The organism is Frigidibacter sp. (assembly GCF_030695035.1).
Taxonomy (GTDB): domain Bacteria; phylum Pseudomonadota; class Alphaproteobacteria; order Rhodobacterales; family Rhodobacteraceae; genus Frigidibacter.
In genome coordinates this window covers 1-22,481 of record NZ_JAUYTT010000023.1, presented here as the reverse complement: position 1 = coordinate 22,481, position 22,481 = coordinate 1, and the positions used below count along the sequence as shown (strand labels likewise).

Annotated in this window: 20 protein-coding genes; 12 read left to right on the top strand and 8 right to left on the bottom strand. The window is 67.4% G+C overall.

Going from position 1 to position 22,481, the window contains the following annotated elements; all coding sequences use genetic code 11:
• Positions 1–50: 50 nt before the first annotated feature.
• The 3 genes from Q8S30_RS19775 to Q8S30_RS19765 form a co-directional block, all read right to left on the bottom strand.
• The gene (locus Q8S30_RS19775; protein ID WP_305667746.1) at positions 51–1,361 is read right to left on the bottom strand and encodes a sugar ABC transporter substrate-binding protein; all 1,311 of its coding nucleotides are present in this window, start codon (positions 1,359–1,361) and stop codon (positions 51–53) included.
• A gap of 132 nt (positions 1,362–1,493) precedes the next feature.
• The gene (locus Q8S30_RS19770) at positions 1,494–2,444 is read right to left on the bottom strand and encodes a sugar-binding transcriptional regulator (RefSeq protein WP_305667745.1); all 951 of its coding nucleotides are present in this window, start codon (positions 2,442–2,444) and stop codon (positions 1,494–1,496) included.
• A complete protein-coding gene (locus Q8S30_RS19765; protein WP_305667744.1) occupies positions 2,441–3,118 on the bottom strand; it encodes an HAD family phosphatase in 678 nt (225 codons plus the stop codon). The genes Q8S30_RS19770 and Q8S30_RS19765 overlap by 4 nt, the downstream gene beginning before the upstream one ends.
• 191 nt (positions 3,119–3,309) lie before the next feature.
• On the opposite strand from Q8S30_RS19765, the gene Q8S30_RS19760 reads away from it, so the two are divergent.
• The 8 genes from Q8S30_RS19760 to Q8S30_RS19725 all read left to right on the top strand — a co-directional run bounded on the left by Q8S30_RS19760 (position 3,310) and on the right by Q8S30_RS19725 (position 11,588).
• Entirely contained in the window at positions 3,310–4,524 is a 1,215-nt protein-coding gene (locus Q8S30_RS19760) for an NAD-dependent epimerase/dehydratase family protein (RefSeq protein ID WP_305667743.1), read from the top strand.
• Positions 4,525–5,355 (top strand): glycosyltransferase, encoded by an 831-nt coding sequence (locus Q8S30_RS19755; RefSeq protein ID WP_305667742.1) that lies wholly within the window; start codon positions 4,525–4,527, stop codon positions 5,353–5,355.
• Positions 5,352–6,197, top strand: a complete 846-nt coding sequence (locus tag Q8S30_RS19750) for an NAD(P)-dependent oxidoreductase (RefSeq protein WP_305667741.1) — start codon at positions 5,352–5,354, stop codon at positions 6,195–6,197. The genes Q8S30_RS19755 and Q8S30_RS19750 overlap by 4 nt, the downstream gene beginning before the upstream one ends.
• Before the next feature lie 72 nt (positions 6,198–6,269).
• A complete protein-coding gene (locus tag Q8S30_RS19745; protein ID WP_305667740.1) occupies positions 6,270–7,349 on the top strand; it encodes an ABC transporter ATP-binding protein in 1,080 nt (359 codons plus the stop codon).
• Complete coding sequence (locus tag Q8S30_RS19740) at positions 7,346–8,263, top strand: ABC transporter permease (RefSeq protein ID WP_305667739.1); 918 nt, start codon at positions 7,346–7,348, stop codon at positions 8,261–8,263. The genes Q8S30_RS19745 and Q8S30_RS19740 overlap by 4 nt, the downstream gene beginning before the upstream one ends.
• On the top strand, positions 8,263–9,075 hold the full coding sequence (locus Q8S30_RS19735; protein WP_305667738.1) for an ABC transporter permease: 813 nt from the start codon (positions 8,263–8,265) through the stop codon (positions 9,073–9,075). Before Q8S30_RS19740 ends, Q8S30_RS19735 begins: the two co-directional genes overlap by 1 nt.
• Positions 9,076–9,107: 32 nt before the next feature.
• On the top strand, positions 9,108–10,127 hold the full coding sequence (locus tag Q8S30_RS19730; RefSeq protein WP_305667737.1) for an extracellular solute-binding protein: 1,020 nt from the start codon (positions 9,108–9,110) through the stop codon (positions 10,125–10,127).
• Positions 10,128–10,178: 51 nt separating this feature from the next.
• Positions 10,179–11,588, top strand: a complete 1,410-nt coding sequence (locus Q8S30_RS19725; RefSeq protein ID WP_305667736.1) for an amidase — start codon at positions 10,179–10,181, stop codon at positions 11,586–11,588.
• A gap of 300 nt (positions 11,589–11,888) precedes the next feature.
• On the opposite strand, the gene gltX is transcribed toward Q8S30_RS19725, so the two are convergent.
• Positions 11,889–13,223 carry a glutamate--tRNA ligase gene (gene gltX, locus Q8S30_RS19720; RefSeq protein WP_305667735.1) on the bottom strand — a complete coding sequence of 445 codons (1,335 nt, stop codon included), beginning with the start codon at positions 13,221–13,223 and terminating at the stop codon, positions 11,889–11,891.
• An 88-nt stretch (positions 13,224–13,311) separates the two neighbouring features.
• On the opposite strand from gltX, the gene Q8S30_RS19715 reads away from it, so the two are divergent.
• The 3 genes from Q8S30_RS19715 (at position 13,312) to Q8S30_RS19705 (ending at position 15,936) form a co-directional block, all read left to right on the top strand.
• Positions 13,312–13,719, top strand: a complete 408-nt coding sequence (locus Q8S30_RS19715; protein ID WP_305667734.1) for a metallopeptidase family protein — start codon at positions 13,312–13,314, stop codon at positions 13,717–13,719.
• A gap of 111 nt (positions 13,720–13,830) precedes the next feature.
• On the top strand, positions 13,831–14,778 hold the full coding sequence (locus tag Q8S30_RS19710) for an MBL fold metallo-hydrolase (protein ID WP_371135561.1): 948 nt from the start codon (positions 13,831–13,833) through the stop codon (positions 14,776–14,778).
• Positions 14,779–14,964: 186 nt separating this feature from the next.
• On the top strand, positions 14,965–15,936 hold the full coding sequence (locus Q8S30_RS19705) for a 1-phosphofructokinase family hexose kinase (RefSeq protein WP_305667733.1): 972 nt from the start codon (positions 14,965–14,967) through the stop codon (positions 15,934–15,936).
• Positions 15,937–15,938: 2 nt separating this feature from the next.
• Here Q8S30_RS19705 and Q8S30_RS19700 read toward each other — a convergent pair whose 3' ends face one another.
• The 4 genes from Q8S30_RS19700 to Q8S30_RS19685 all read right to left on the bottom strand — a co-directional run bounded on the left by Q8S30_RS19700 (position 15,939) and on the right by Q8S30_RS19685 (position 20,345).
• Entirely contained in the window at positions 15,939–16,871 is a 933-nt protein-coding gene (locus Q8S30_RS19700; RefSeq protein WP_305667732.1) for an endonuclease/exonuclease/phosphatase family protein, read from the bottom strand.
• A 64-nt stretch (positions 16,872–16,935) separates the two neighbouring features.
• Positions 16,936–17,529 (bottom strand): NAD(P)H:quinone oxidoreductase, encoded by a 594-nt coding sequence (gene wrbA, locus Q8S30_RS19695; RefSeq protein ID WP_305667731.1) that lies wholly within the window; start codon positions 17,527–17,529, stop codon positions 16,936–16,938.
• Positions 17,530–17,607: 78 nt separating this feature from the next.
• Positions 17,608–18,690, bottom strand: coding sequence for a glycosyltransferase family 4 protein (locus tag Q8S30_RS19690; RefSeq protein ID WP_305667730.1), 1,083 nt, complete (start codon positions 18,688–18,690; stop codon positions 17,608–17,610).
• Complete coding sequence (locus Q8S30_RS19685; RefSeq protein WP_305667729.1) at positions 18,687–20,345, bottom strand: NAD+ synthase; 1,659 nt, start codon at positions 20,343–20,345, stop codon at positions 18,687–18,689. The genes Q8S30_RS19690 and Q8S30_RS19685 overlap by 4 nt, the downstream gene beginning before the upstream one ends.
• Positions 20,346–20,864: 519 nt before the next feature.
• Here Q8S30_RS19685 and Q8S30_RS19680 point away from each other — a divergent pair.
• Positions 20,865–22,328 (top strand): MORN repeat-containing protein, encoded by a 1,464-nt coding sequence (locus tag Q8S30_RS19680; protein ID WP_305667728.1) that lies wholly within the window; start codon positions 20,865–20,867, stop codon positions 22,326–22,328.
• The last annotated feature ends 153 nt before the right edge of the window (positions 22,329–22,481 follow it).

The following is a 22,481-nucleotide window of genomic DNA, read 5'->3' as shown; positions in this document are numbered from 1 at the left end:
TTGGAAAAGCAAAAGGCAGGGACGGATCGCGCCCCTGCCTTCATTGCAGATCAGTCGATGTAGCCGGCCCGCTTCATCTCGCGCTCCGTCAGCACCTGCGCCGCGGCCAGGGCGTCATCCGCCGAGGTGGTGCCGGCTAGCGCCGCCGAGAACTGCTGGCCCACCGCGGTGCCGATGCCCTGAAATTCCGGGATCGCCACGAACTGCACCCCGACATAGGGCACCTCATCCACGGTCGGCTTGGTCGGATCGGCCGCGTTGATGCTGTCCAGCGTCATCTTGGCAAACGGCACCTTCTGGTATTCCGGGTTCTCGTAGAGCGAGGTGCGGGTGCCCGGGGGCACGTTCGCCCAGCCTTCCTCGGCCGCGACGACCTCCAGATATTCCTTCGAGGTTGCCCAGGCGATGAATGCCTTCGCCGCATCGACCTTCTGCGAGCCTGCGGGGATCGCCAGGTTCCATGCCCACAGCCAGTTGCCGCGCTTGCCAAGGCCGTTATCCGGCGCAAGCGCGAAGCCTACCTTGTCGGCCACGGTCGATTCCGCCGGGTTGGTCACGAAGGACGCGGCCACCGTGGCGTCGATCCACATGCCGCATTTGCCCTGCTGGAACAGCGCGAGGTTTTCGTTGAAGCCGTTGTTCGGGCCGCCGGGGGGCCCGTATTCGTTCATCAGCATCAGATAGTCGGTCAGCGTGGCTTTCCACTCGGCGCTGTCGAACTGCGGCTTCCAGTCCATGTCGAACCATTTGGCGCCATAGCTGTTCGCCATTGCCGACAGGAAGGCCATGTTCTCGCCCCAGCCGGCCTTGCCGCGCAGGCAGATGCCATAGATCTCGGCATCCTTGTCGGTCATCGCCGCGGCGGCTTCCTTGATGAACTCCCATGTGGGGGCCTCGGGCATTTCCAGCCCGGCCGCTTCCATCAGGTCGGTGCGGTACATCACCATCGACGACTCGCCATAGAACGGCGCCGCGATCAGCTCGCCTTCGACGGTCAGGCCGTTCCGGATGGCCGGCAGCAGATCATCCACGTCATATTCCGCGGGCAGGTCGTTCAGGCTGACCAGCCAGCCCTGCTTGCCCCAGATCGGCGCCTCATAGGTGCCGATGGTCATCACGTCGAACTGGCCGCCCTTGGTGGCGATGTCGGTGGTGACGCGCTGGCGCAGCACGTTCTCCTCCAGCGTCACCCACTCCACCTCGATATCCGGGTGCTTGGCGTTGAAGTCGGCCATCAGGGCCTGCATGCGGATCATGTCGCCGTTGTTCACGGTGGCGACGGTGATCGTCTCGGCTGTGGCGGCACTGGCAAGCGCGCCAACGGCACACGCGCCCAGCAGGGCGCGAAGCGTCAATGTCATTGGTAGTCCTCCCTTGGCAGGTTTTATGGGCAATGCTTTGCGTGAGCATTTGCCCGGCTGCTGAGTAAATATTCAGACACAGTCACGCTAAAGTCAACGCAGATTCTGCGCCCGCCCATGAAGGCGGCAGCGTCAATCCAGAAGTGCTTGTGCCGTGGCCTCATCGGTGACGAGGCCGTTGATAATCCGCCCCGCCAGCGCCGCACGGATCGCCTGCACCTTGGTCGGACCGGCGGCGATTCCGATGATCGGCTCTTCCCGCGCCGGCGCAATCCGCACCCCGCCCATCCGGGCGCTGATCCCACTGTCGATATAGCGGCCCGAGGCGTCGAAGATATTTCCCGCCACCTCGCCCACCGCGCCCTGCCCCTGCACCTCGGCCAGTTCCGCGGCGGTGATGAACCCGTCCTTGTGCAAGGGCGCGTCATTGCCCATCTGCCCGACCCCCACGAAGGTCGCATCCGCCTGCCGCGCCAGCGCCACCACCGCCTGCACCGGGCGCAGCCTGTGGAACGCCGCCCGCTCTTCGGCAGAGTCGGAAATCACCGGCACCGCCATCGGGTAATGCGGCGCCTGCAGCTTGTCGGCGATGCGCATCAGCACATCGAAGAAGCTGGCCGACCCATCCGGCGCGATATTCCCGATCAGCGAGACGATCCGGTGCCGCACACACAGCTGCGGCTGCAGCTCATCCGCCATCCCGCGCAGCGCCCGCCCGGTGCCGACCGCGATCACCAGCGGCTCTGGCCGGGTCAGCATCCGCTCGAACAGCTCCGCCGCCACGCCTGCAATCGCCCGCGCCGGGTCGCCCGAGGCGCCCAGCGACGGCGCCACCCGGCATTCCGGCAGCCGGAACCGCCGCGCCAGCTCCGCCTCAAGCCGCAAGCACGATCCCATGCGATGGTCGAGCCGCACCCGGATCAGCCCTTCCGCCAGCGCCCGGCTGACCAGCCGCTGCACCCGCTGCCGCGACACGCCAAGCTCTGCCGCGATCTGGTCCTGCGTCATCCCGCCGACATAGGACAGCCAGCCCGCGCGCGCGGCCTCATCCAGCGTGGTGATCTCGGCTTCTGCCCGGCTCATGTCTCGCCCCCCAGTTGCGGATCAATCTGGAAGAAACCCGCGAAGGACGCAAACCGCAGTTCGGGGCGCGCATCCTCGGGCTCATCCTCAAGCTCCGGCCCCATATGGCTGCCGCCGGTAAAGCGCCAGACCCGCATCCCGGCGGCATGGGCGGCGCGGATGCCGTTCAGGCTGTCCTCGATCACCAGACAGCGCGAGGGCTCCGCCCCCATCCGCGTCGCCGCCAGCAAGAACAGGTCCGGCGCCGGCTTGCCATGTGTGACCATGCCTGCGGTAAACAGCCGCTCCCCCACCAGCCCCCTCAGACCGGCAATCGCCAAGGACCGCTCCGCCCGCGCCTGACTGGAGGAGGTCGCCACGCACCACGGCCGCGCCATCCCGGCCAGCACCGTCGCGGCGCCGGGCATCACAGCCAGCCGCGCCTCGAACTCGGCCAGCAACCGCTGGCGGTACTGGTCTTCAAAGGCCGCCGAAAGCTCCACCCCGAACTCGGCGCGAATTACTTTCATGACAGTGGGATAGCTGCGGCCCAGGAAATGCCGCGCCACATAGGGCAGGTCGATGGCCACCCCCAGCCCCGCCAGTTCGGCCACCAGCATCTGCGCGCTGATGATCTCGCTGTCGATCAACACCCCGTCGCAATCGAAGATTACCAGATCAATCTCGCCGGTCATGCCGCTCCCCCGCCCGCTCAACGCCCTTATGGACCGGCCGCCGCGCGGGCGGAACCCTGCCGATGCGGAACCGATGGCCGACGTCTGTCTTAAATAGTTCATTGCACTGTCACATGACCAACGGGCAAACAGGCACAAAACCGCCCGAGACTGGAATGTCCGGGTCACCGGGTTTTGTAAGGAGAAGGCAAATGCGGATTGCGGTTCTTGGCGGCGACGGGTTCGTGGGTTGGCCCACATCCTTGCACCTGTCGAACCTCGGGCACGAGGTTCACATCGTTGACAACCTGTCGCGCCGCTGGATCGACACCGAGCTTGGCGTTCAGTCGCTGACCCCGATGGACAGCATCCAGGAGCGCTGCCGGATCTGGCAGCAGGAAACCGGCGAAAAGCTGCACTTCCACTTCCTCGACCTGCGCGAATACGACCGGATCAAATCCTGGCTCGAAGAGGTCCGCCCCGAGGCGATCATCCATTTCGCCGAACAGCGCGCCGCGCCCTATTCGATGAAGACCGACCGCCACAAGGTCTACACCGTCAACAACAACGTCTCGGCCACGCATAACCTGTTGGCGGCGATGGTGGAAACCGGCGTCGATGCGCATCTGGTCCACCTCGGCACAATGGGCGTCTATGGCTATTCCAGCGTCGGCGCGCCGATCCCGGAAGGCTATCTCGATGTCGAGATCGACACCCCGAACGGCAAGAAGGGGCTGGAGATCCTCTATCCAACCCGTCCCGGCTCGGTCTATCACATGACCAAGAGCCTCGATCAGATCCTGTTCCAGTTCTACGCCCAGAATGACGGGTTGCGGATCACCGACCTGCATCAGGGCATCGTCTGGGGCACCCATACCGACCAGACCCGCCGCCATGACCAGCTTATCAACCGTTTCGATTATGACGGCGATTACGGCACCGTGCTGAACCGCTTCCTCATCCAGGCCGCCATCGGCTATCCGCTGACCGTGCATGGCACCGGCGGGCAGACCCGCGCCTTCATCCACATCCAGGACTCGGTGCGCTGCGTCGAGCTGGCGCTTTCGGATTCGCCGAAAGCCGGTGAGCGGGTGCGGATCTTCAACCAGATGACCGAAACCCACCGCGTCCGCGATCTGGCCGAGATGATCGCCAAGATGACCGGCGCCAAGGTCGCCTACCTGCCGAACCCGCGCAAGGAAGCCGACGAGAATGAGCTGATCGTGAAGAACGACCAGTTCCTGGCGCTCGGCCTGAACCCGACGACGCTGGCCGAGGGGCTGCTCTCCGAGGTGGTGGATGTGGCCAGGAAATACGCACACCGCATCGACCGTTCGCGCGTTCCGGCCGTCTCTGCCTGGACCAAGGACATCGCCAAGCGGGTGGAGCATGATCCCGAGGGAAAGCGCCTGCGGTCGGTTTCCTGAATGGCTGACGGACTTCTGGCGGATGGCCCGGCGCGCAGTCGCCGGGCCTGGGTGACGCTGGTCACCAATTCCGACTACGCGCTTGGGGCGAAGGCGCTGCTGCGGTCACTGGTGCTGACCGGCACCAAGGCCGACCTTGTGGTGCTGCACACCGACGTTGCGGCGGCAGACCTTGCCCCGCTGAAGGCGCTTGGCGCGCGGCTGGTGCAGGTGGACCTGCTGCCGACCAGCCCCGAGTTCAACGCCGCCCACGCCCGCGACGTGCTCCACGCCCGCGCCGCCTTCACCAAGGGTACCAAGCCGCCCTTCCACACGCCGCTCGACAATTTCGCCAAGCTGCGGCTGTGGCAGCTGGACTATGAGGCGGTGGTCTTCGTCGATGCCGACGCGCTGGTGCTGCGCAATTCGGATGTGCTGTTCGACTACCCGGAGTTCTGCGCGGCCCCCAACGTCTATGAAAGCGTGGCCGATTTTCACCGGATGAACTCCGGCGTCTTCACCGCCCGCCCGTCTGCGGCGACCTATCAGGCGATGATGGCCCGGCTCGATGTGCCCGGCGCGTTCTGGCGGCGGACGGATCAGACCTTTCTGGAAAGCTACTTTCCGGATTGGCACGGCCTGCCGGTGTTTTGCAACATGCTGCAATATGTGTGGTTCGCGATGCCGGAGCTGTGGGACTGGAAGGCGATCCGCATCCTGCATTTCCAGTATGAAAAGCCGTGGCAAGACCATGACAAGGCAGACAAATTGCGCCCCCTGATCGACCTCTGGCGCGCCTATGCCGGGGATGGTCCTGTCCCCGACATCGCCACCCTCCCCGGCCCCGCATGAAGATCGCGCTGACCGGCGGCACCGGGCTTGTCGGCCGGTTCCTGGCGGAGGCGGCTCGGGCGGCGGGGCATGAGGTGACGCTGCTTTCGCGCACGCCCCAGCCCGGCGGGATGCGCTATGACCTCACGGGGTCGGCTCCGAACCTGTCGGGTCATGACGCGCTGATCCATGCCGCGTTCCAGCACGCTCCCGGCCGCTACCGGGGCGGCGAAGGCACTGATCCTGAAGGGTTTCTTGCCGCCAACCGCGACGGATCGCTGCGCCTCTTCGCCGCCGCGCGCGAGGCTGGCGTCGCCCGCGCGCTGTTCCTGTCCACCCGCGCGGTCTATGGCGACCACCCTGCGGGGACGGTTTTGACGGAAGACCTCGAGCTGCGGCCCGACACGCTCTACGGCCAGATGAAAGCCGATGTAGAACAAGGGCTTGCCGCCCTTTCTTCACCCAGTTTCTTAACTGCCAGCCTCCGCGCCACCGGAGTCTACGGCCCCGGCCCCAATCACAAGTGGACCGACCTGTTCAAGGACTTCCGCGCCGGCCGCACGATCACTCCGCGCGTGGCAACCGAGGTGCATGGCGACGACCTCGCGGCTGCGGCGCTGCTACTCCTGGACGCCCCCGCGGAAGCCCTCGCCTCCCATGCCTTCAACGTCTCCGACCTGACCCTCGACCTGCATGACCTGCTGGCCGAGGTGGCGCGGCTGACGGGCTGCACCGCGCCGCTGCCGCCGCGCGCCGATGCGGGCCAGGTCAGCGCCATGGACTGCACCCGCCTGCGCGACCTTGGCTGGCAGCCCGGCGGGTGGCCTCTGCTGCGCGGGAGTCTGCCCTCCATGCTCGGCTGACTGCCGCGCTTGCCAAGTAGGTCTGTTCCGGCGCAGCATGTGCGTACGAACGAACCACATGGGGGACCAAGGGTGAGCCAAGCCGCAACCGCCGCTGTTGCCGTCGAGGGCCGGAACCTGGTCAAGGCCTTCGGCCAAGGCAACGCCGCCGTCCGCGCGCTGGATGACGTCTCGGTCACCATTGCCAAGGGCGAGTTCTTCACCCTGCTTGGCCCCTCCGGCTGCGGCAAGACCACGCTGCTGCGGCTGATCGCTGGGTTCGAGAGCCCGACCAGCGGCGAGATCCTGCTGGACGGGCGCGACATTACCGCCCTGCCGCCGAATCGCCGCCCGGTGAATACCGTGTTCCAGAGCTACGCCCTGTTCCCGCATCTGACCGTCGCCCAGAATGTCGCCTTCGGCCTGCAGATGCTGGGCAAACCCAAGGCAGAGGTATCCGCAACCGTCGAGCGGATGCTGGCGCTGGTGAAGCTGGAGGCCTTTGCCGCCCGCCGCACCAGTCAGCTTTCGGGCGGGCAGCAGCAGCGGGTGGCGCTGGCAAGGGCGCTGGCGCCTGCGCCGCAGGTGCTGCTGCTCGATGAGCCCCTCAGCGCGCTGGACCTGAAGCTGCGCAAGGAGATGCAGACCGAACTCAAGCGGCTTCAGACAGAGACGGGCATCACCTTCGTCTTCGTGACCCACGATCAGGAGGAGGCGCTGACGATGTCGGACCGCGTGGCGGTGATGTCGGCGGGGCAGATCCTGCAGACCGGCACCCCGCGGCAGATCTACACCCGACCGGCGAACCGCTTCGTCGCCAGCTTCATCGGCGAGACGAATTTCCTGACCGCCCGGATTTCAGGCGGCGCAGCGCATCTGGCAGGCGGCGTGATCCCCCTGCCGGCCGGCACGGCCGACACCGCAAGCGCAACACTCGCAATCCGCCCCGAACATCTGCGGCTCGCCCCGCCCGGAACGCCCGGCGCGCTGACGGCGACCGTGGCGCATTCGGTCTATTTCGGCACCGACAGCCACCTGCATCTGCGGCTGGCGGATGGCGCCGAACTCGTCGCCCGGCAACAGACCTCCGCCGATGGTGCCGCGGGGCCGGAACCGGGGGCGGAGGTCGGCGTGATGATCGCCGAGGGCGCGGTGCAGGTGCTGCAGGAATGACCCGGACCGCCGAACAGCAGCAAAAGGCCGCCACCACCCGCCGCAACTGGGCGCTGTCGGCCCCCGCGCTGCTGGTTCTGGCGCTCTTCGCTTCGGGCCCGCTGCTGATCGTGCTGGTCTATTCCTTCCTGCGGCCGGGATCCTATTCCGGCGTCGAATGGGAGTTCACCACCGAGGCCTGGCAGGGCATTTTCCTGACCCGCGACATCTTCGACGGCACCCTTGGCTGGGCCGATGCCCACCTGAGCATCTTCTGGCGATCCGTGAAACTGTCGCTGACCACCACGATCCTGACCTTCGCCTTCGGCTTTCCCACCGCCTGGTTCATCGCCACCCGCCCGGCGCGGGCGCGGGCCTTCTGGCTGTTTCTGATCACCATCCCGTTCTGGACCAATCTTCTGATCCGCACCTTCGCGATCAACGAGGTGATCCGCAACGAAGGCCTGATGAACACCGTGCTGATCAAGCTTGGGGTCATCGCAGAGCCGATCCGCGTGATCTATACCGACACCGCCGTGCTGATCGGCATGACCTATGTCTATCTGCCGCTGATGGTGCTGCCACTGTTTGCCGCCATCGACCGCTTCGACATGAAGCTGCTCGAGGCGGGCTATGACCTCTATGCCAGCCGCTGGCAGGTGCTGCGCCGGGTGGTGCTGCCGATCGTGAAGCCGGGGATCGTCGCCGGTTCGATCCTGGTCTTCGTGCCCTCGCTCGGGGCCTATGTCACGCCGCGGGTTCTGGGCGGCGGCAAGAACATGATGATCGGCAATTTCATCGAGCTGCAATTCGGGCAGGGCCGCAACTGGCCGCTGGGATCGGCGCTGGCGATGCTGCTGCTGCTGATCGTGATGGTGGCGCTGCTGGTCTATGTGCGCGCCGCGACCAAGGGGGCGCCGCAGGGCGGGCATTGATGGCAAAAAGATCCGCGCGCCCGTTTTCCGTGACCGACCTGCCGGGCTTTGCCACCATCGCCATCCTGGCCTTCGTCGCGCTCTACGTGCCGATCCTGACGCTGGTCGCCTACAGCTTCAACGGCGCCACCTCGGTGGCGGTCTGGGGCGGGTTCTCGCTGCAATGGTATGTGGCGGCCTGGGACAACACGGTCGTGCAGGCGGCCGCGATGCGCTCGCTCGGCATCGCCGCCTGCGCCTCGGTGCTGGCGACGACGGTGGCGACGATGGCGGCGCTTGGCACCACGCGCACCGCGCCGTTCCGCGGGCAGACGGCGATCTATGTGGCGATCAACCAGCCGCTGATGGTGCCGGAAATCGTGACCGCCGTGGCGCTGCTGATCTTCTTCGCCGCGATCAAGGTGGCGACGGGCTATACCGGCCTTGCCTATCTGGTGATGGCGCATACCGCCTTTTGCATCCCCTTCGCCTATCTGCCGATCCGGGCGCGGCTGGAGGGGATGGATCTCAGCCTCGAAACCGCCGCCGCCGATCTTTACGCCAGCCGCTGGCACACCTTCCGCTATGTCACGCTGCCGCTGCTGGCGCCGGGGATCGCGGCGGGGGCGATGCTGGCCTTCGTGATCTCGCTCGACGACGTGGTCATCACCGAATTCGTGAAATCGGCGGGGCAGGACACGCTGCCAACCTACATGCTGGGCCAGATGCGCCGCGCGATCACGCCCGAGACCAATGCGATCTCGACCGCGCTGCTGGCGCTGACGGTGCTGCTGCTGACCGCATTCTTCATTCTGACACGAAAGCGGGACTGAACCCGCCCAAGACCCAACCGGAGAGGACCATCATGAAAAAGCTGCTGATCACAACATTGCTTGTCGCCGCCAGCCCCGCGCTGGCGGAAGGCGAGCTGAACCTGTTCAACTGGGGCAATTACACCAGCCCCGAACTGCTGAAGAAATTCGAGGAAGAGCATGGGGTGACGGTCACCGTCACCGACTATGACAGCAACGACACCGCGCTGGCCAAGATCGAGGCCGGCGGCCACGGGTTTGATCTTGTGGTGCCCTCGCACAACTATGTGCCTATCTTCGTGGAAAAGGGCCTGCTGGCCGAACTCGATCATTCGCGGCTGGCCAATTTCGGCAATATCGCGCCCGAATGGATGGATGTGCCCTGGGACATGGGCCGCACCCATACGATCCCGTGGCAATGGGGCTCGACCGGGGTTGCGGTCAACACCTCGGTCTATTCGGGCGACATCAACACCTCGATGATCTTCCTCGATCCGCCGCCGGAGCTGGTGGGCAAGGTCAACGTCGTCCCCGAGATGAACGACATCGTCAACCTGGCGATCTTTGCCGCCGGAGGCGAGGCCTGCACCGAGGATACCGAGGTGCTGAAGAAGGCCCGCGACATGCTGATGGCCGCCAAACCGAGCTGGCTGTCGATGGATTACGGCGCGACCGAGAAGCTGACGAACAACGACTGGGCGGCCTCGGTCAACTGGAACGGCTCGTCGATGCGGGCGCGGCTGGCGAACCCGGATGTGGCCTATGGCTACCCGAAGGAAGGCTATCCGCTGTTCATGGACTCGGTCGGCATCGTGACGGACGCCAAGAACGTCGACAACGCCTACCTGTTCCTCGATTTCATCATGGTGCCCGAGAATGCCGCGATGATCTCCAGCTTCGCGCGCTATGCAAACGGGATCGCCGGGTCGGAGGAGTTCATGCCCGAAGACATGAAGACCGCGCCCGAGGTGGTGATTCCGGCCGAGCATATGGCGGCGGGCCGGTTCCTGCCGACTTGCGGGCCCAAGGCGCGCGAGTACCTGACCGCGATCTGGACCGAGCTGCAGAAGTAGGCGAGACAGGGCGGGGCCGTTGGGCCTCGCCCTATCAGACTGGACCGTGCCATGACCCTGACCGACCTGTCCGCCACGGAGCTTTCCACGAAATTGGCCGCGCGCGAGGTGTCGGCGGTGGAGGTGATGGCGGCGACGCTGGACCGGATCGAGGGCATCGACCCCGGCTTCAACGCCATCGTCGCCATGCCGCCGCGCGCGCTGTTGATGGCCGAGGCGGCGGCGGCGGACGCATCTCCGCGCAAGGGCTGGCTGCATGGCATTCCCTTTGCGGTGAAGGATCTGGTGGCGACGGCGGGGCTGACCACCACCTGGGGCTCGCCGCTATACGCCGGCCATGTCCCTGCGGCCGATGATCTGCTGGCCGCCCGGCTGCGCGCCGCGGGCGCGATCTTCATCGGCAAGACCAACACGCCTGAATGGGGCCTTGGCAGCCACAGCTTCAACGAGGTCTACGGCACCACCCGCAACCCCTATGACCCCAGCCGTACCGCCGGCGGATCGTCGGGCGGGGCGGCGGCGGCGCTGGCGGCGCGGCTGGTCTCGGTCGCCGACGGGTCCGACATGATGGGGAGCTTGCGCAACCCCGCCGCCTTCTGCAACGTCTACGGCTTTCGCCCCAGCTACGGCCTCGTGCCCGGCAGCCCCGAGGGCGAGCAGTTCATGGCGACGCTGGCGACCGAGGGGCCGATGGCGCGCAATGTCGAGGATCTGGCCCGGCTGCTGGAGGTGATTGCCGGGCCGGACCCTGCCGTACCCTTCTGCCGCCCCGCGGAGCCGTTTGCGGCCCGGCTGGACGCCGATGTGAAGGGCCTGCGCATCGGCTGGCTGGGGGATTGGGGCGGCGCCTATGCGATGGAGCCGGGGATTGTGGACCTGTGCGAAGTGGCACTCGCGCAGTTCGAGGCGATGGGCTGCACCGTCGTGCCGCTAGCCCCGCCCTACCCGGCCGAGAAGCTGTGGCACTCGTGGATGACGCTCCGCGCTTTCCTGAACGCCGGCAAGCGCCGCGCCCTTTATGAGGACCGCGAGAAGCGCGCGCTGATGAAGCCAGAGGCGGTGTGGGAGATCGAGCAGGGGCTGGACCTGACGGCCGAGGCCGTCCATGCCGCCAGCCTGCTGCGCTCGCGCTGGTATGTGCAGGCGGCGCGGATGTTCACTCAGGTGGATGTCATCGCGCTGCCCTCGGCGCAGGTCTGGCCCTTCCCCGCCGAGTGGCGCCACCCGACCGAGATCGCGGGCCGCGCGATGGACACCTATCACCGCTGGATGGAGGTGGTGGTGCCGGTCAGCCTGGCGGGCCTGCCCTGCCTGTCGGTGCCGGTGGGCTTCGGGGCGGAGGGGCTGCCGATGGGGATGCAACTGGCCGGGCCGGTGGGGGCCGACCTGCGGGTGCTGCAGCTGGGGCAGGCCTGGCACCGGGCGACGGATTGGCCGGGGGCGCGGCCGCCGGTGATCTGAGACAGTCCGGCCTTTGGGATTAGGCCAACGTTGGCGGAGAAGTGCTGCGCAGAATTTCGGCCGTCGACGAAATTCTGCTGTGCCCGCCCCCCCGAGGGCGGGCACATTCGTGCCCACCGGGGCGGTCCCATCAGAATTTGGAGCGGTTCGGACCAAGCTTCACCCCCCCTTGCCCTCCGGCTCACGCCTCCGGGCAACCGGCGCGGGTGACTTGCCACTGGCAAGTCCCCTGATCGCGCCGGGCACTTAAATTCGCGGCGTTGCGCGGGTCCTAGAGGACCCAAGCCAACCAGCCCGCCCTCAGACCCCCCGCACCTTCTGCATCAGCGGCATCAGATCCGCCATCTCCGGCCCATGCGCCTGCCCGGTCAGCGCATGGCGCAGCGGCTTGAACAGGCCCTTGCCCTTGCGGCCCGTCGCCTCTTTCACGCGGGCCGTCCACTCAGCCCATGTGCCCGCATCGAAGGGCAGCGGCGGCAGCAGCGCCATCGCCTGCGCGATAAACTCCGCATCCTCCGGCTCCACCACAGGCTCGGCGCCGTTCAGCACCAGATCGGCCCAGGGTGCCAGATCCTCCAGCACGGTGATGTTATGCGAGGCGACGGCCCAGAACTGCTGCGCCAGCCCCTCGGGAATGCCAAGCGCCGCGATCCGGTCTGCCACCGCTTCGAAGGGCAGCGCCTGATTGCGGGCGCGGGTCAGCGGGAACAGGTCTTCGGCGTCGAACTTGGTCGGTGCCGATCCAAAGCTGGACAGGTCGAAACCCTCCGCCAGCTCATCCATCGTCATCCGCAGCTCCACCGGCTGGCTCGACCCCAGCCGCGCCATCAGGCTCAGCAGCGCCTCGGGGGCCACGCCGCGCGCGCGCAGGTCGCGGAGCGAAAGCGTGCCAAGCCGCTTCGACAGCTCTTCGCCGCCCGCGCCGGTCAGCAGGCTGTGATGGGCAAAGCTCGGCGGCGTGCCGCCAAGCGCCTCGATGATCTGGATCTGCGTGGCGGTGTTGGTCACATGGTCGGCGCCGCGCACGATATGGGTCACGCCCATGTCAATGTCATCGACGGACGACGCGAAGGTATAGAGCACCTGCCCGTCGGCGCGGATCAGCACCGGGTCCGACACCGAGCCTGCGTCGATCGAGATCGGGCCAAGGATGCCATCGGTCCATTCGATCCGGGTCTGGTTCAGCTCGAAGCGCCAATAGCCATCGCGGCCATCGGCGCGGTGACGGGCCTTGTCATCCTCGGTCAGCTTCAGCGCGGCGCGGTCATAGACCGGGGGCCTCCCCATGTTCAGCTGCTTCTTGCGCTTGAGGTCCAGCTCTGTCGGGCTCTCGAAACACTCGTAGAACCGCCCCGCGGCGCGCAGCTGATCGGCAGCCTCGGCATAGCGGTCCAGCCGGTCCGATTGCCGCTCTACCCGGTCCCAGTGCAGGCCCAGCCATTCCAGATCTTCCTTGATCCCGTCCGCATATTCCTGCTTGGACCGTTCACGGTCGGTATCGTCCAGACGCAGGATGAACTGCCCGCCGGATTTGCGCGCGATCAGATAGTTGAACAGCGCCGTGCGCAGGTTGCCGACATGGATGAAGCCGGTGGGCGACGGGGCAAAGCGGGTGGTGACGGGTTTGGCGGTCATTATGGGGAACTCCTGTTGGCCCGCTCTTTCATATCGCCCCGGTTTTGTCCATATCGGGGGCGGGCATGCAGCCCTGCGGAGGCGGGATATGGACGAGTGGAAAGCGCGCAGCGCGCCGGGGATCGAGGTGATCGAGGCATTGGCGCAGGCGGCCGTCGCGGCCCTGCCGCCGCAATTCGCCGGGCCCGCCGGGGCGGTCACGATCCGGGTTGAGGATTTCCCGCCCGACGAGTTCATGGAAGAGCTGGACCTCAACGACCCGTTCGAGCTGTCGGGCCTTTATGAGGGCATCCCGATGACCGAGAAGTCGGTGATGGACCAGCCGATGCGCCCCGATACCATCTGGCTGTTCCGCCGGCCGATCCTCGATGAGTGGTGCGAGCGGGGCAATGTCAGCCTCGGCGATCTGGTCGCGCATGTGACGGTGCATGAATTTGCCCATCACTTCGGCTGGTCGGATGAGGAGATCGCCGCCATCGACAAGTGGTGGGAATAGACACAGGCAGCTACGCACAGGCACCTGTGCGCTGGCCCCCATGCGCTCGCCTTGCAGGGACCGCGGCCTATCCTTGGGATTGAGGAAACCGCACCCAAGGGAGACCAGCCGATGATCCACCCCCTCCAGCCCACCCGCCGCCAGCTCTTTGCCGGCGCCGCGCTTCTGGCCGCGCCGGCGCTGCTGACCCTGCCGCGCCGCGCCGAGGCGATGGCGCCCCTGCAGCCCGCGACCGGCCCCGTGCCCTTCCACCGCTTCATGCTGGGCAGCTTCGAGGTCACGACCCTGCTGGCCGGCACCCGCCCGCTGGAAAACCCGCATGAAACCTTTGGCCTGAACGCCACCCCCGAGGAATTTGCCGCCGCCGCCGAGGCTGCCTTCGTGCCGGTGGACGTGTCGCAGAACTTCTTCACCCCGACCCTGGTCAATACCGGCGAGCAGCTGGTGCTGTTCGACACCGGCCTGTCGCCCGAAGGCATCTCAGCCGCGATGGGTGCCGCCGGTTACGCACCCGAGCAGGTGGATGTGGTGGTGCTGACCCATATGCATGGCGACCATATCGGCGGCCTCGCCAATGCCGATGGCCCGGTCTTCGCCAATGCGAGCTATGTCACCGGGCAGGTGGAGTTCGACCATTGGGCCGCCGCAGGCAATGAGGGCTTTGACGGCAAGGTGCGGCCGCTGGCCGACCAGATGACCTTTATCGGCGATGGCGACACTGCCGCGCCGGGCGTGACCGGGATCCTTGCTGCCGGGCACTCGCCGGGGCACATGGCCTACCGGGTGGAGAGTGACGGCAAGTCGCTGATCCTGATCGCCGATACCGCCAACCACTTCGCCTTCTCGGTCCCGCATCCCGATTGGGAGGTGCGCTTCGACATGGACAAGGCCAAGGCGGCCGAGACCCGGCGCAGCCTGCTGGGAATGATCGCGGCCGACCGGCTGCCCTTCATCGGCTATCACATGCCCTTCCCGGCGCTTGGCTATCTGGACACGGCGGGGGACGGCTTCCATTTCGTGCCGGCGACCTATCAGCAGATGCTGCCCAGCTTCGGCTGAGCGAGCCCCCTGAAACCGGCGGCTCCGCGTAGACCGGAGCCGCCGCACTCTTTACCGCACAAGGCGACTTTCGTCCCCCAGAGCCTCGGCGCGAAAGGTTAACAAGGCGTTACTGCCATTGCCCTTGCGCGCAAATCTCCGCATTCTCCGCCGCGCTGCCCCCGCCCTTCCCATCTGGACATCGCCTTGCCCCTTACCGCGCCCCCTCCCGCGCCGCAGATCCTGACCGTCACGCTGAACCCCTCGCTCGACCTCGCCACCTCGGCGGCCGAGGTGCAGCCGGGGCCGAAGCTGCGCTGCGAGGCGCCGACGATTGACCCCGGCGGCGGCGGCATCAACGTCGCCCGCGCGATCCGCATTCTGGGCGGCAGTGCGACCGCCTTTGTCGCGGTTGCGGGCCCCACCGGCCAACAGCTGCTGCAACTGCTGGCGGCGGCGCAGGTGCCGGTTGCACCCTTTGAGGGCCCCGGCGAGACCCGGCAGTCGCTCGCGGTCACCGACCGCGGCACCGGCGGGCAATACCGGCTGATGCTGCCCGGCCCGGTCTGGACCGCGTCCCGCGCCGCCGCCGCGCTGACGGCGATCACCGCCGCCGCGCAGCCCGGCGGGTTTGTCATCCTCAGCGGCAGCCAGCCCCCTGGCCTGCCCGACGATTTCCCCGCCCGCCTGTCGCGGCGGCTGACCCGGCGCAAGGCGCGGCTGATCCTCGATACCTCGGGCGCGGCGCTACGCCGGGCGGCGAGCCTGCATGAGGCGCCGCTCTTCGCGCTGCGCATGGATACAGAGGAGGCGGAGGATCTGGCGGGCCACCCGCTGCCCACCCGCGCCGACAGCGCCGATTTCGCGCAAACCCTCGTGCGCAGCGGCGTCGCCACCATGGTGATCGTGGCGCGCGGCGGCGATGGCAGCACGCTGGCGACAGAAGAGCTGCGCCTCCACGCCTCGGGCGTGGCGGTGCCGGTGAAAAGCAGCGTCGGCGCCGGCGACAGCTTTCTGGGCGCCTTCACCCTCGCGCTGGCCCGCGGCGAGGATGCCGGGGCCGCGCTGTGCAAGGGATCCGCTGCCGCTGCCTCGGCGGTGATGACCGACGCCACAAGGCTTTGCACCAAGACCGACGCAGCGCGACTGCTGAAGCGGGTGGAGCTGAGCGAGGTCTGACCTCAGAACTCGATGGTCGCCACCACGGCGCGGTGATCTGCGGGCCAGGGGTCCAGCGCGATATCGCTGCGCGGGCCAGTCTCGCCAACGATGCTGGCGGCCTTGACCTCGGCCCCCTTCACGAAGACGAAGTCGATGCGGTCATGGTGATCCTCGGGGTCGGCCTCATCGCCCATCGGCGTCCAGGTGAAGGCCGGTTTCGCCACCGGATCGGGATGCGCGGCGCGGTAGGCATCCGTGAAGCCGGCCTCGGTCAGGCGCAGGGACGTGGGCCAGTTGACGGCCAGCGGCTGTTGACCGGCGGCGACGGCCTCAGGGGTCCAGTCCAGATGCGAGGGTTCGTTGAAATCGCCGGTGACGATCATCACGCCATCCCCGGCCGCGGCCATATCCGCCTCCAGCAGGTCCATCGCCGCGCCGCGGGTCAGGCGGGCCCAGTGCTCCGCCTCGGCCGCGGTTTTCACAAACGGCGCCGGGCCGTATTCGATGCCAAGCACCTGATAAGGCTGATAGGGCTCGTCATCATGGTGGATGTTGAACAGCCACACCGGGGTGCCGTTCACGTCCAGCTCCACCCCCAGATCATTGGCGCTGACCGCGCCGATGGGATGGCGGCTGATCACCGCATTGGCCCAGAGCGCGGCATTCTCGGCGGTCTGGTCATGCACATGCCAGCCAAGTGCCGCGGCGATGGCCGGCGCGACCGACTCGCCGCCGGGCGGGCAGCTGTCGGCGGTGCAGACCTCCCCCTCCAGCCGGGTTTCCTGCAGGCCGACCACATCTGCGCCCGAGGCGCGGATCGCGGCGACAGTCTGCGAGATGTCCTTGCCCTCGTTGCCGCCGCCGCCCCAGATGTTGAAGCTCATCACGGTCAGGGTTTCGGCGCCCGCGGGGGCGGCACAGAGCAGGGTGAGAATAGCGGCTAGGCGGCGCATCGGCGGTCTCCAGGTTGAACGGACGGCCCAGCCTAGCGACCGCCGATGCAGGATTCGTGACGGCTCAGCCCACCAGCTTCTTCGTAAACTCCACCAGCCGCGTCGCCTGATGCGCGACCGCGGCCTTGCCAACCTCGTCGAACTCCCCCGCCTTGGCCGAATAGCCATAGGGGTTGCCGCCCGCATCATAGACCGCCTGCGCGGTATAGCCCGGCGGCACCAGGATCGCGCCCCAATGCATGAAGGTGGTGTAGAGGCTGATCAGCGTGGTTTCCTGCCCGCCATGCAGGTTCCCGGCGCTGGTCGTCGCCGTCACCGGCTTGTCGGCCAGCTTGCCCTTGGACCAGAGCCCGCCAAGCGTGTCGATGAAGGCCCGCATCTGGCTGGCGACAACGCCGTACCGGGTCGGGGCCGAGAAGAAATAGCCATCGGCCCATTCCATGTCATCCGGGCTCACCTCGGGGATATTGGCCATCTTCTCCAGCTGCGCCTTCCAGGGCGCCTGCCCCTCGACCACCGCCATCGGCGCGGTTTCCTTCACCCGGCGCAGGCGCACCTCGGCCCCCGCGGCTTCGGCCGCCTCGGCGGCAGCGAGCGCGATGGCATGGTTGGTTCCATAGGTGGTGTAGAAAATGACGGCGATCTTGGGTTGGGTCATGGCGGGCTCCTGCGGGTTGCTTTGCGCGGATGTTGCCTTTGGCAACGCCTGCAGATCAAGCGGAGTTCCAGGCGGCTATCAGACGGGAGCGATGCGCCGCCCGCGCGAGGCGATCAGCGCGCGCACCGTCGCGACATAGGCCGCCTCGGACAGCTCGCCCGCCGCCGTGGCCAGCGCCCCGGCAGACAGCCGTGCCAGAAGCGCACGGTCGGCGGCCAGCCGATCGATGGCGCGCGCGATCTCGCCGGGTTGGCGGACATCCACCGTCAGGCCATTCTCTCCCTCGCGGATCATCCCGGCGCTTCCGGCATCGCTGGAGATGACGGGGACGGTGCCGTAGGCCATGCCTTCAAGAGGGGCAGAGCCAAGCGGCTCGCCGGAAGACGGCAGGATGCAGACGTCATGCGCGGCATAAAGCGCGGGCATCTCGTGGAACGGCTGATCCTCCAGCATGTGCAGCCAGGAATGGGCCGCCACGCGCTCTCGGATCGTCGAGAGGATGTCCTCTTCGGCACTGGAGGCCCCCAGCGTGGTGCTGCCCACCAGCGTCAGCTCGATCCGGCCCGCCTCGCCCGCGGACGTCAACTCCTCAATCAGTTGCAGGACCCGCTTGCGCGGCTGCGCCAGCTTGGCGACGGCCAGCACCCGCAGCAATGCCGAGGGCAGGCGGGGCGGTTGCGGCGGCCCGAACCTACCGACCGGCAAGGGCAGGAACATGGCGCGCGGATCGGGAGGCGGGGCAGGGGCCGGGCGCCGGGCCGGAGTCACCCGCCGAAACGGCCTGCCTTGCAGCGCCAATCGCGCCAGTTCCGTAAGACTGGCCCGTCGCGACAGAAGCTTCTGGTCGTAGTTCAGCAGCGCGACACCATGCAGCCGCCCCCACATCGCGGCGTAATGCGTCAGCGGCCCGGACCCCCGCAACAACATCAGGTCAGGCCGGACCTCTGCCAGAACCCGCCCGAGCGCGCCCCAGGAAGGCTGCAGCCCCACGACATGAGGGCGAACATGATCCTGCGGACAGACCTTGGCACCGTGCGCCGCCACAACCTGCACGCGGATCCCCGCCTGCGCCAACGCACGCGTGGCGAAATAGAGGTTGGGGTGAAAGGCCGGTACCACGAACAGGACGCCCGGCCCCAAGGTGCGCTCCGGCCGTGTCATCCCCCGTCCCGCCAGCGGTTGACAATGGGATAGCGGCGGTCGAGCCAGAAGGCCCGCGTCGTCAGCCTTGTGCCGGGGGCGGACTGGAAGCGCTTCCACTCCGCGCCATAGAGCAGCCCCTCGACCCGCTTCACCGTGGCGCGGTCGTAGCCCATCGCCACGATCTCGGGCACGGACCGCTCCTCCTCCACCAGCGCCTCGAGGATCGCGTCCAGCACCGGATAGGGCGGCAGGCTGTCCTCGTCCTTCTGGTTCTCGCGCAGTTCGGCGCTTGGCGGCTTGTCGATGATCGCGGGCGGGATCACCTCGCCCGCCGGGGCCAGCATCCAGGGGCGGTGGTTCAGGTTGCGCCAGCGGCAGGTCTGGAACACGCGGGTCTTGTAGAGGTCCTTGATGGGGTTATAGCCACCCGCCATGTCGCCATAGATCGTGGCATAGCCCACCGCCATTTCCGACTTGTTGCCGGTGGTCAGCAGCATCTCGCCGCCCTTGTTGGACAGCGCCATCAGCAAAAGGCCCCGCAGGCGCGACTGGATGTTCTCCTCGGCAATCCCGGGCTCGGTCCCCGCAAAGAACGGCGCCAGCGCCATCCCCACCGCCTCTTGCGGCCCGCTGATCGGCAGGGTGTCGAGCCTGATCCCCAGCCGTCCCGCCACATCGGCGGCATCGTCCAGCGAGCCCTGCGAGGTGAAGCGCGAGGGCAGCATCACGCCGCGCACATTTCCCGGCCCGATGGCATCGGCCGCAATCGCCGCCACCAGCGCCGAATCGATCCCCCCCGACAGTCCCAGCAGCACCCGGCCGATGCCCGACTTGCCAAGGTAATCGCGCAAGGACAGCACCATCGCGTGATAGTCCTGCTCCCAATCATCCGGCTGCGGTGCGCGGGGACCGGGCAGCGCGCGCCAGCCCTCCTCACCCCGCTCGAACACCACCTCGGCCTGCGCCTCCTCGAAAGGCGGCAGCATCACCGCTACCTCGCCGCCGGGGTTCAGCACGAAGCTGGCGCCGTCGAAGACCTGATCGTCCTGCCCGCCGACCATGTTGAGGTAGACCAGCGGCAAGCCCGTCTCCACCACCCGCGCGACCATGTGGTTCATGCGCAGGTCCAGCTTGTGCCGCCGATAGGGCGAGCCGTTCGGGATCAGCAGCATCTCTGCCCCGGTCTCGGCCAGCGTCTCGGTCACGTCGTCATACCAGCCATCCTCGCAGACCGGCGAGCCGATGCGCAGCGGCCCGATCCGGTAGGGGCCAGAGACGGGACCGGCGGTGAACAGCCGTTCCTCATCGAACACGTCGTCATTGGGCAGATGATGCTTCAGCGCCCGCGCCACCACCTTGCCGCCCGCCAGGATCCAGTAGGCGTTGTAAAGGCCGCTCTCGTCGCGCCAGGGCGCGCCGATGGCCAGCGCCGGTCCCTCCGCACAGTCCAGCGCCAGCGCCTCGACTGCGCGCATCGCATGGGCGGTGAAGGCCGGCTTCAGGATCAGATCCTGCGTCTGGTAGCCGGTCACGAACATCTCCGGCAGGGCGACCATGTCCACCCCCGCCGCGCGCCCCGCCTCCCAGGCGGCCCTGGCCTTGGCCACATTGGCGTCGATCGCGCCCACCGTGGCGTTCAACTGGGCAAGGGACAGGCGAAATCTCTCGGCCATGCGCGGACACCTTCTCATGGGCTGGCTGGAGGATGACCTTGGGGCCATCGTTCTGCATCTGCGAATGTCTTAGCAGAACGGCGCGCACAGGAAAGCCCGCGCGCGGGATGCCGCGCCGTGTGGGTGCCTTGCAGAATTTCGGCCGCCCGTGAAATTCTGCTGTGCCCGCCCTGCGGGGGGCGGGCACAGCAGAATTTGGCACCCTCCGGACCAAGCGGCACCCCCCTTGCCCTGCGGCTTGCGCCTCCGGGCAACCGGCGCGGTCGGCTTGCCACTGGCAAGCCGCCTTGTCGCGCCGGAGGCACCTGCCCAATCACATCTCGCGCAGAACGGCGCGCAGAGCGGGGCCGATGCACCGCAAAAGCTTGTCACCCGGCGGGGCGGCAACTAGGGTCTCAGAGGCACCCGCACAAGCCTCCCGGCCACCCGCCCCCAACAGTGGCGGCAGCTGGAGGCGGCGGAAAAACAGTCTGACGGACGCAGGAGACGGGCAGGACCATGACGGCGAAAGCATCGGCCATGATCACGGCAAACCGCGGGCAAAAGGCCCTTGGCGCGGCCCTCGCGGCAGCCCTTCTGTTCGGCGCGGGCGCAGCCTCCGCGCAGGCGATAGCCACCAAGCAATACGAGGATGGCGGCGTCTACGAGGGCACCTTCAAGGACGGCCGCCAGCATGGCCGCGGCACCTACCGCCTCCCCAGCGGCTACGAATATTCCGGCGACTGGGTCGATGGCGAGATCCTCGGCGACGGCATGGCCCGCTTCCCCAATGGTTCGGTCTATGAGGGCCAGTTCGTCGCCGGAAAACCTCAGGGCAAGGGCAAGATCACCTTCGCCGATGGCGGCACCTATGAGGGCGACTGGGTGGAGGGCGAGATCGACGGGCAAGGCACCGCCCGCTATGCCAATGGCACCAGCTATACCGGCGGCTTCGTCAAGGCGCTGCACCACGGCACCGGCACGATGGAGAGCCCCGGCGGCTATCGCTATGAGGGCGACTGGGTGATGGGCGTCAAGGAGGGCAAGGGCAAGATCACCTACCCGGATGGCGCGGTCTATGAGGGCGACCTGATGCGCGGCCAGCGCGCCGGGCAAGGCGTGCTGCGCATGGCCGACGGGCTGGTCTATGAGGGCGCCTGGCGCGAGGGCCAGATAAACGGCGCCGGGACGCTGACCCAGGCCAATGGCGACGTCTACGAAGGCCAGCTGGCGAATGGCCAGCGCCAGGGTCAGGGCCGCGTCACCTATGCTAATGGCGATGTCTATGAGGGTGGCTTTCAGGCCGACAAGCGCCACGGCACGGGCGCCTTCACCGGCGCCGATGGCTATGTCTATGACGGCGACTGGCTGGAGGGCCGCATCGAGGGCACCGGCCGCGCCACCTATCCCGACGGGTCGGTCTACGAGGGCGGCTTCAAGGCCGACCTGCAGGACGGCACCGGCAAGATCACCTACCCCGATGGCTCCACCTATGAAGGCGGCTGGACGGCGGGCGTGATCGAGGGGATGGGCGTCGCCCGCTACGCCAATGGGCTGGTCTATGAGGGCAGCTTCCTCGCCGGCAAGAACCACGGCCGCGGCCGGATGACCTATCCCGATGGCTATGTCTATGACGGCGACTGGCAAGAGGGCCAACGCCACGGCACCGGCACCGCCACCTATGCCGATGGCACGGTCTACGAAGGCAGCTTCGTCGCCGGCCAGCGCGAGGGGACCGGCACCATCACCATGCCCGACGGCTTCGTCTATACCGGGGGCTGGAGCGCCGGCGAGATCGACGGAAGCGGCACCGCGACCTATGGCAATGGCGATGTCTACGAGGGCAGCTTCGTGAAGGGCAAACGCCAGGGCGAAGGCACCATGCGCTACGCCACCGGCCAGACCGCCACCGGCCGCTGGGACAACGGCGCGCTCGCCGAGGAAGCCCCCGCGCCTGCCGAGGCGGCTCCGGCCGAAACGCCCGCCGAGGCGCCTGCCAACTGACGGCGAAGGGGGGCTTCGCGCCCCCCGTCCTGCGGACTGGCGTCCTTCGGACTCCCCCCGCGGGATATTTGGAAAAAAGCAGATCAGAAGAGCGCGCCTGATCCTCTGCTTTTTTCCAAATATCCTCGGGGGTGAATTGGCGCGAAGCGCCAA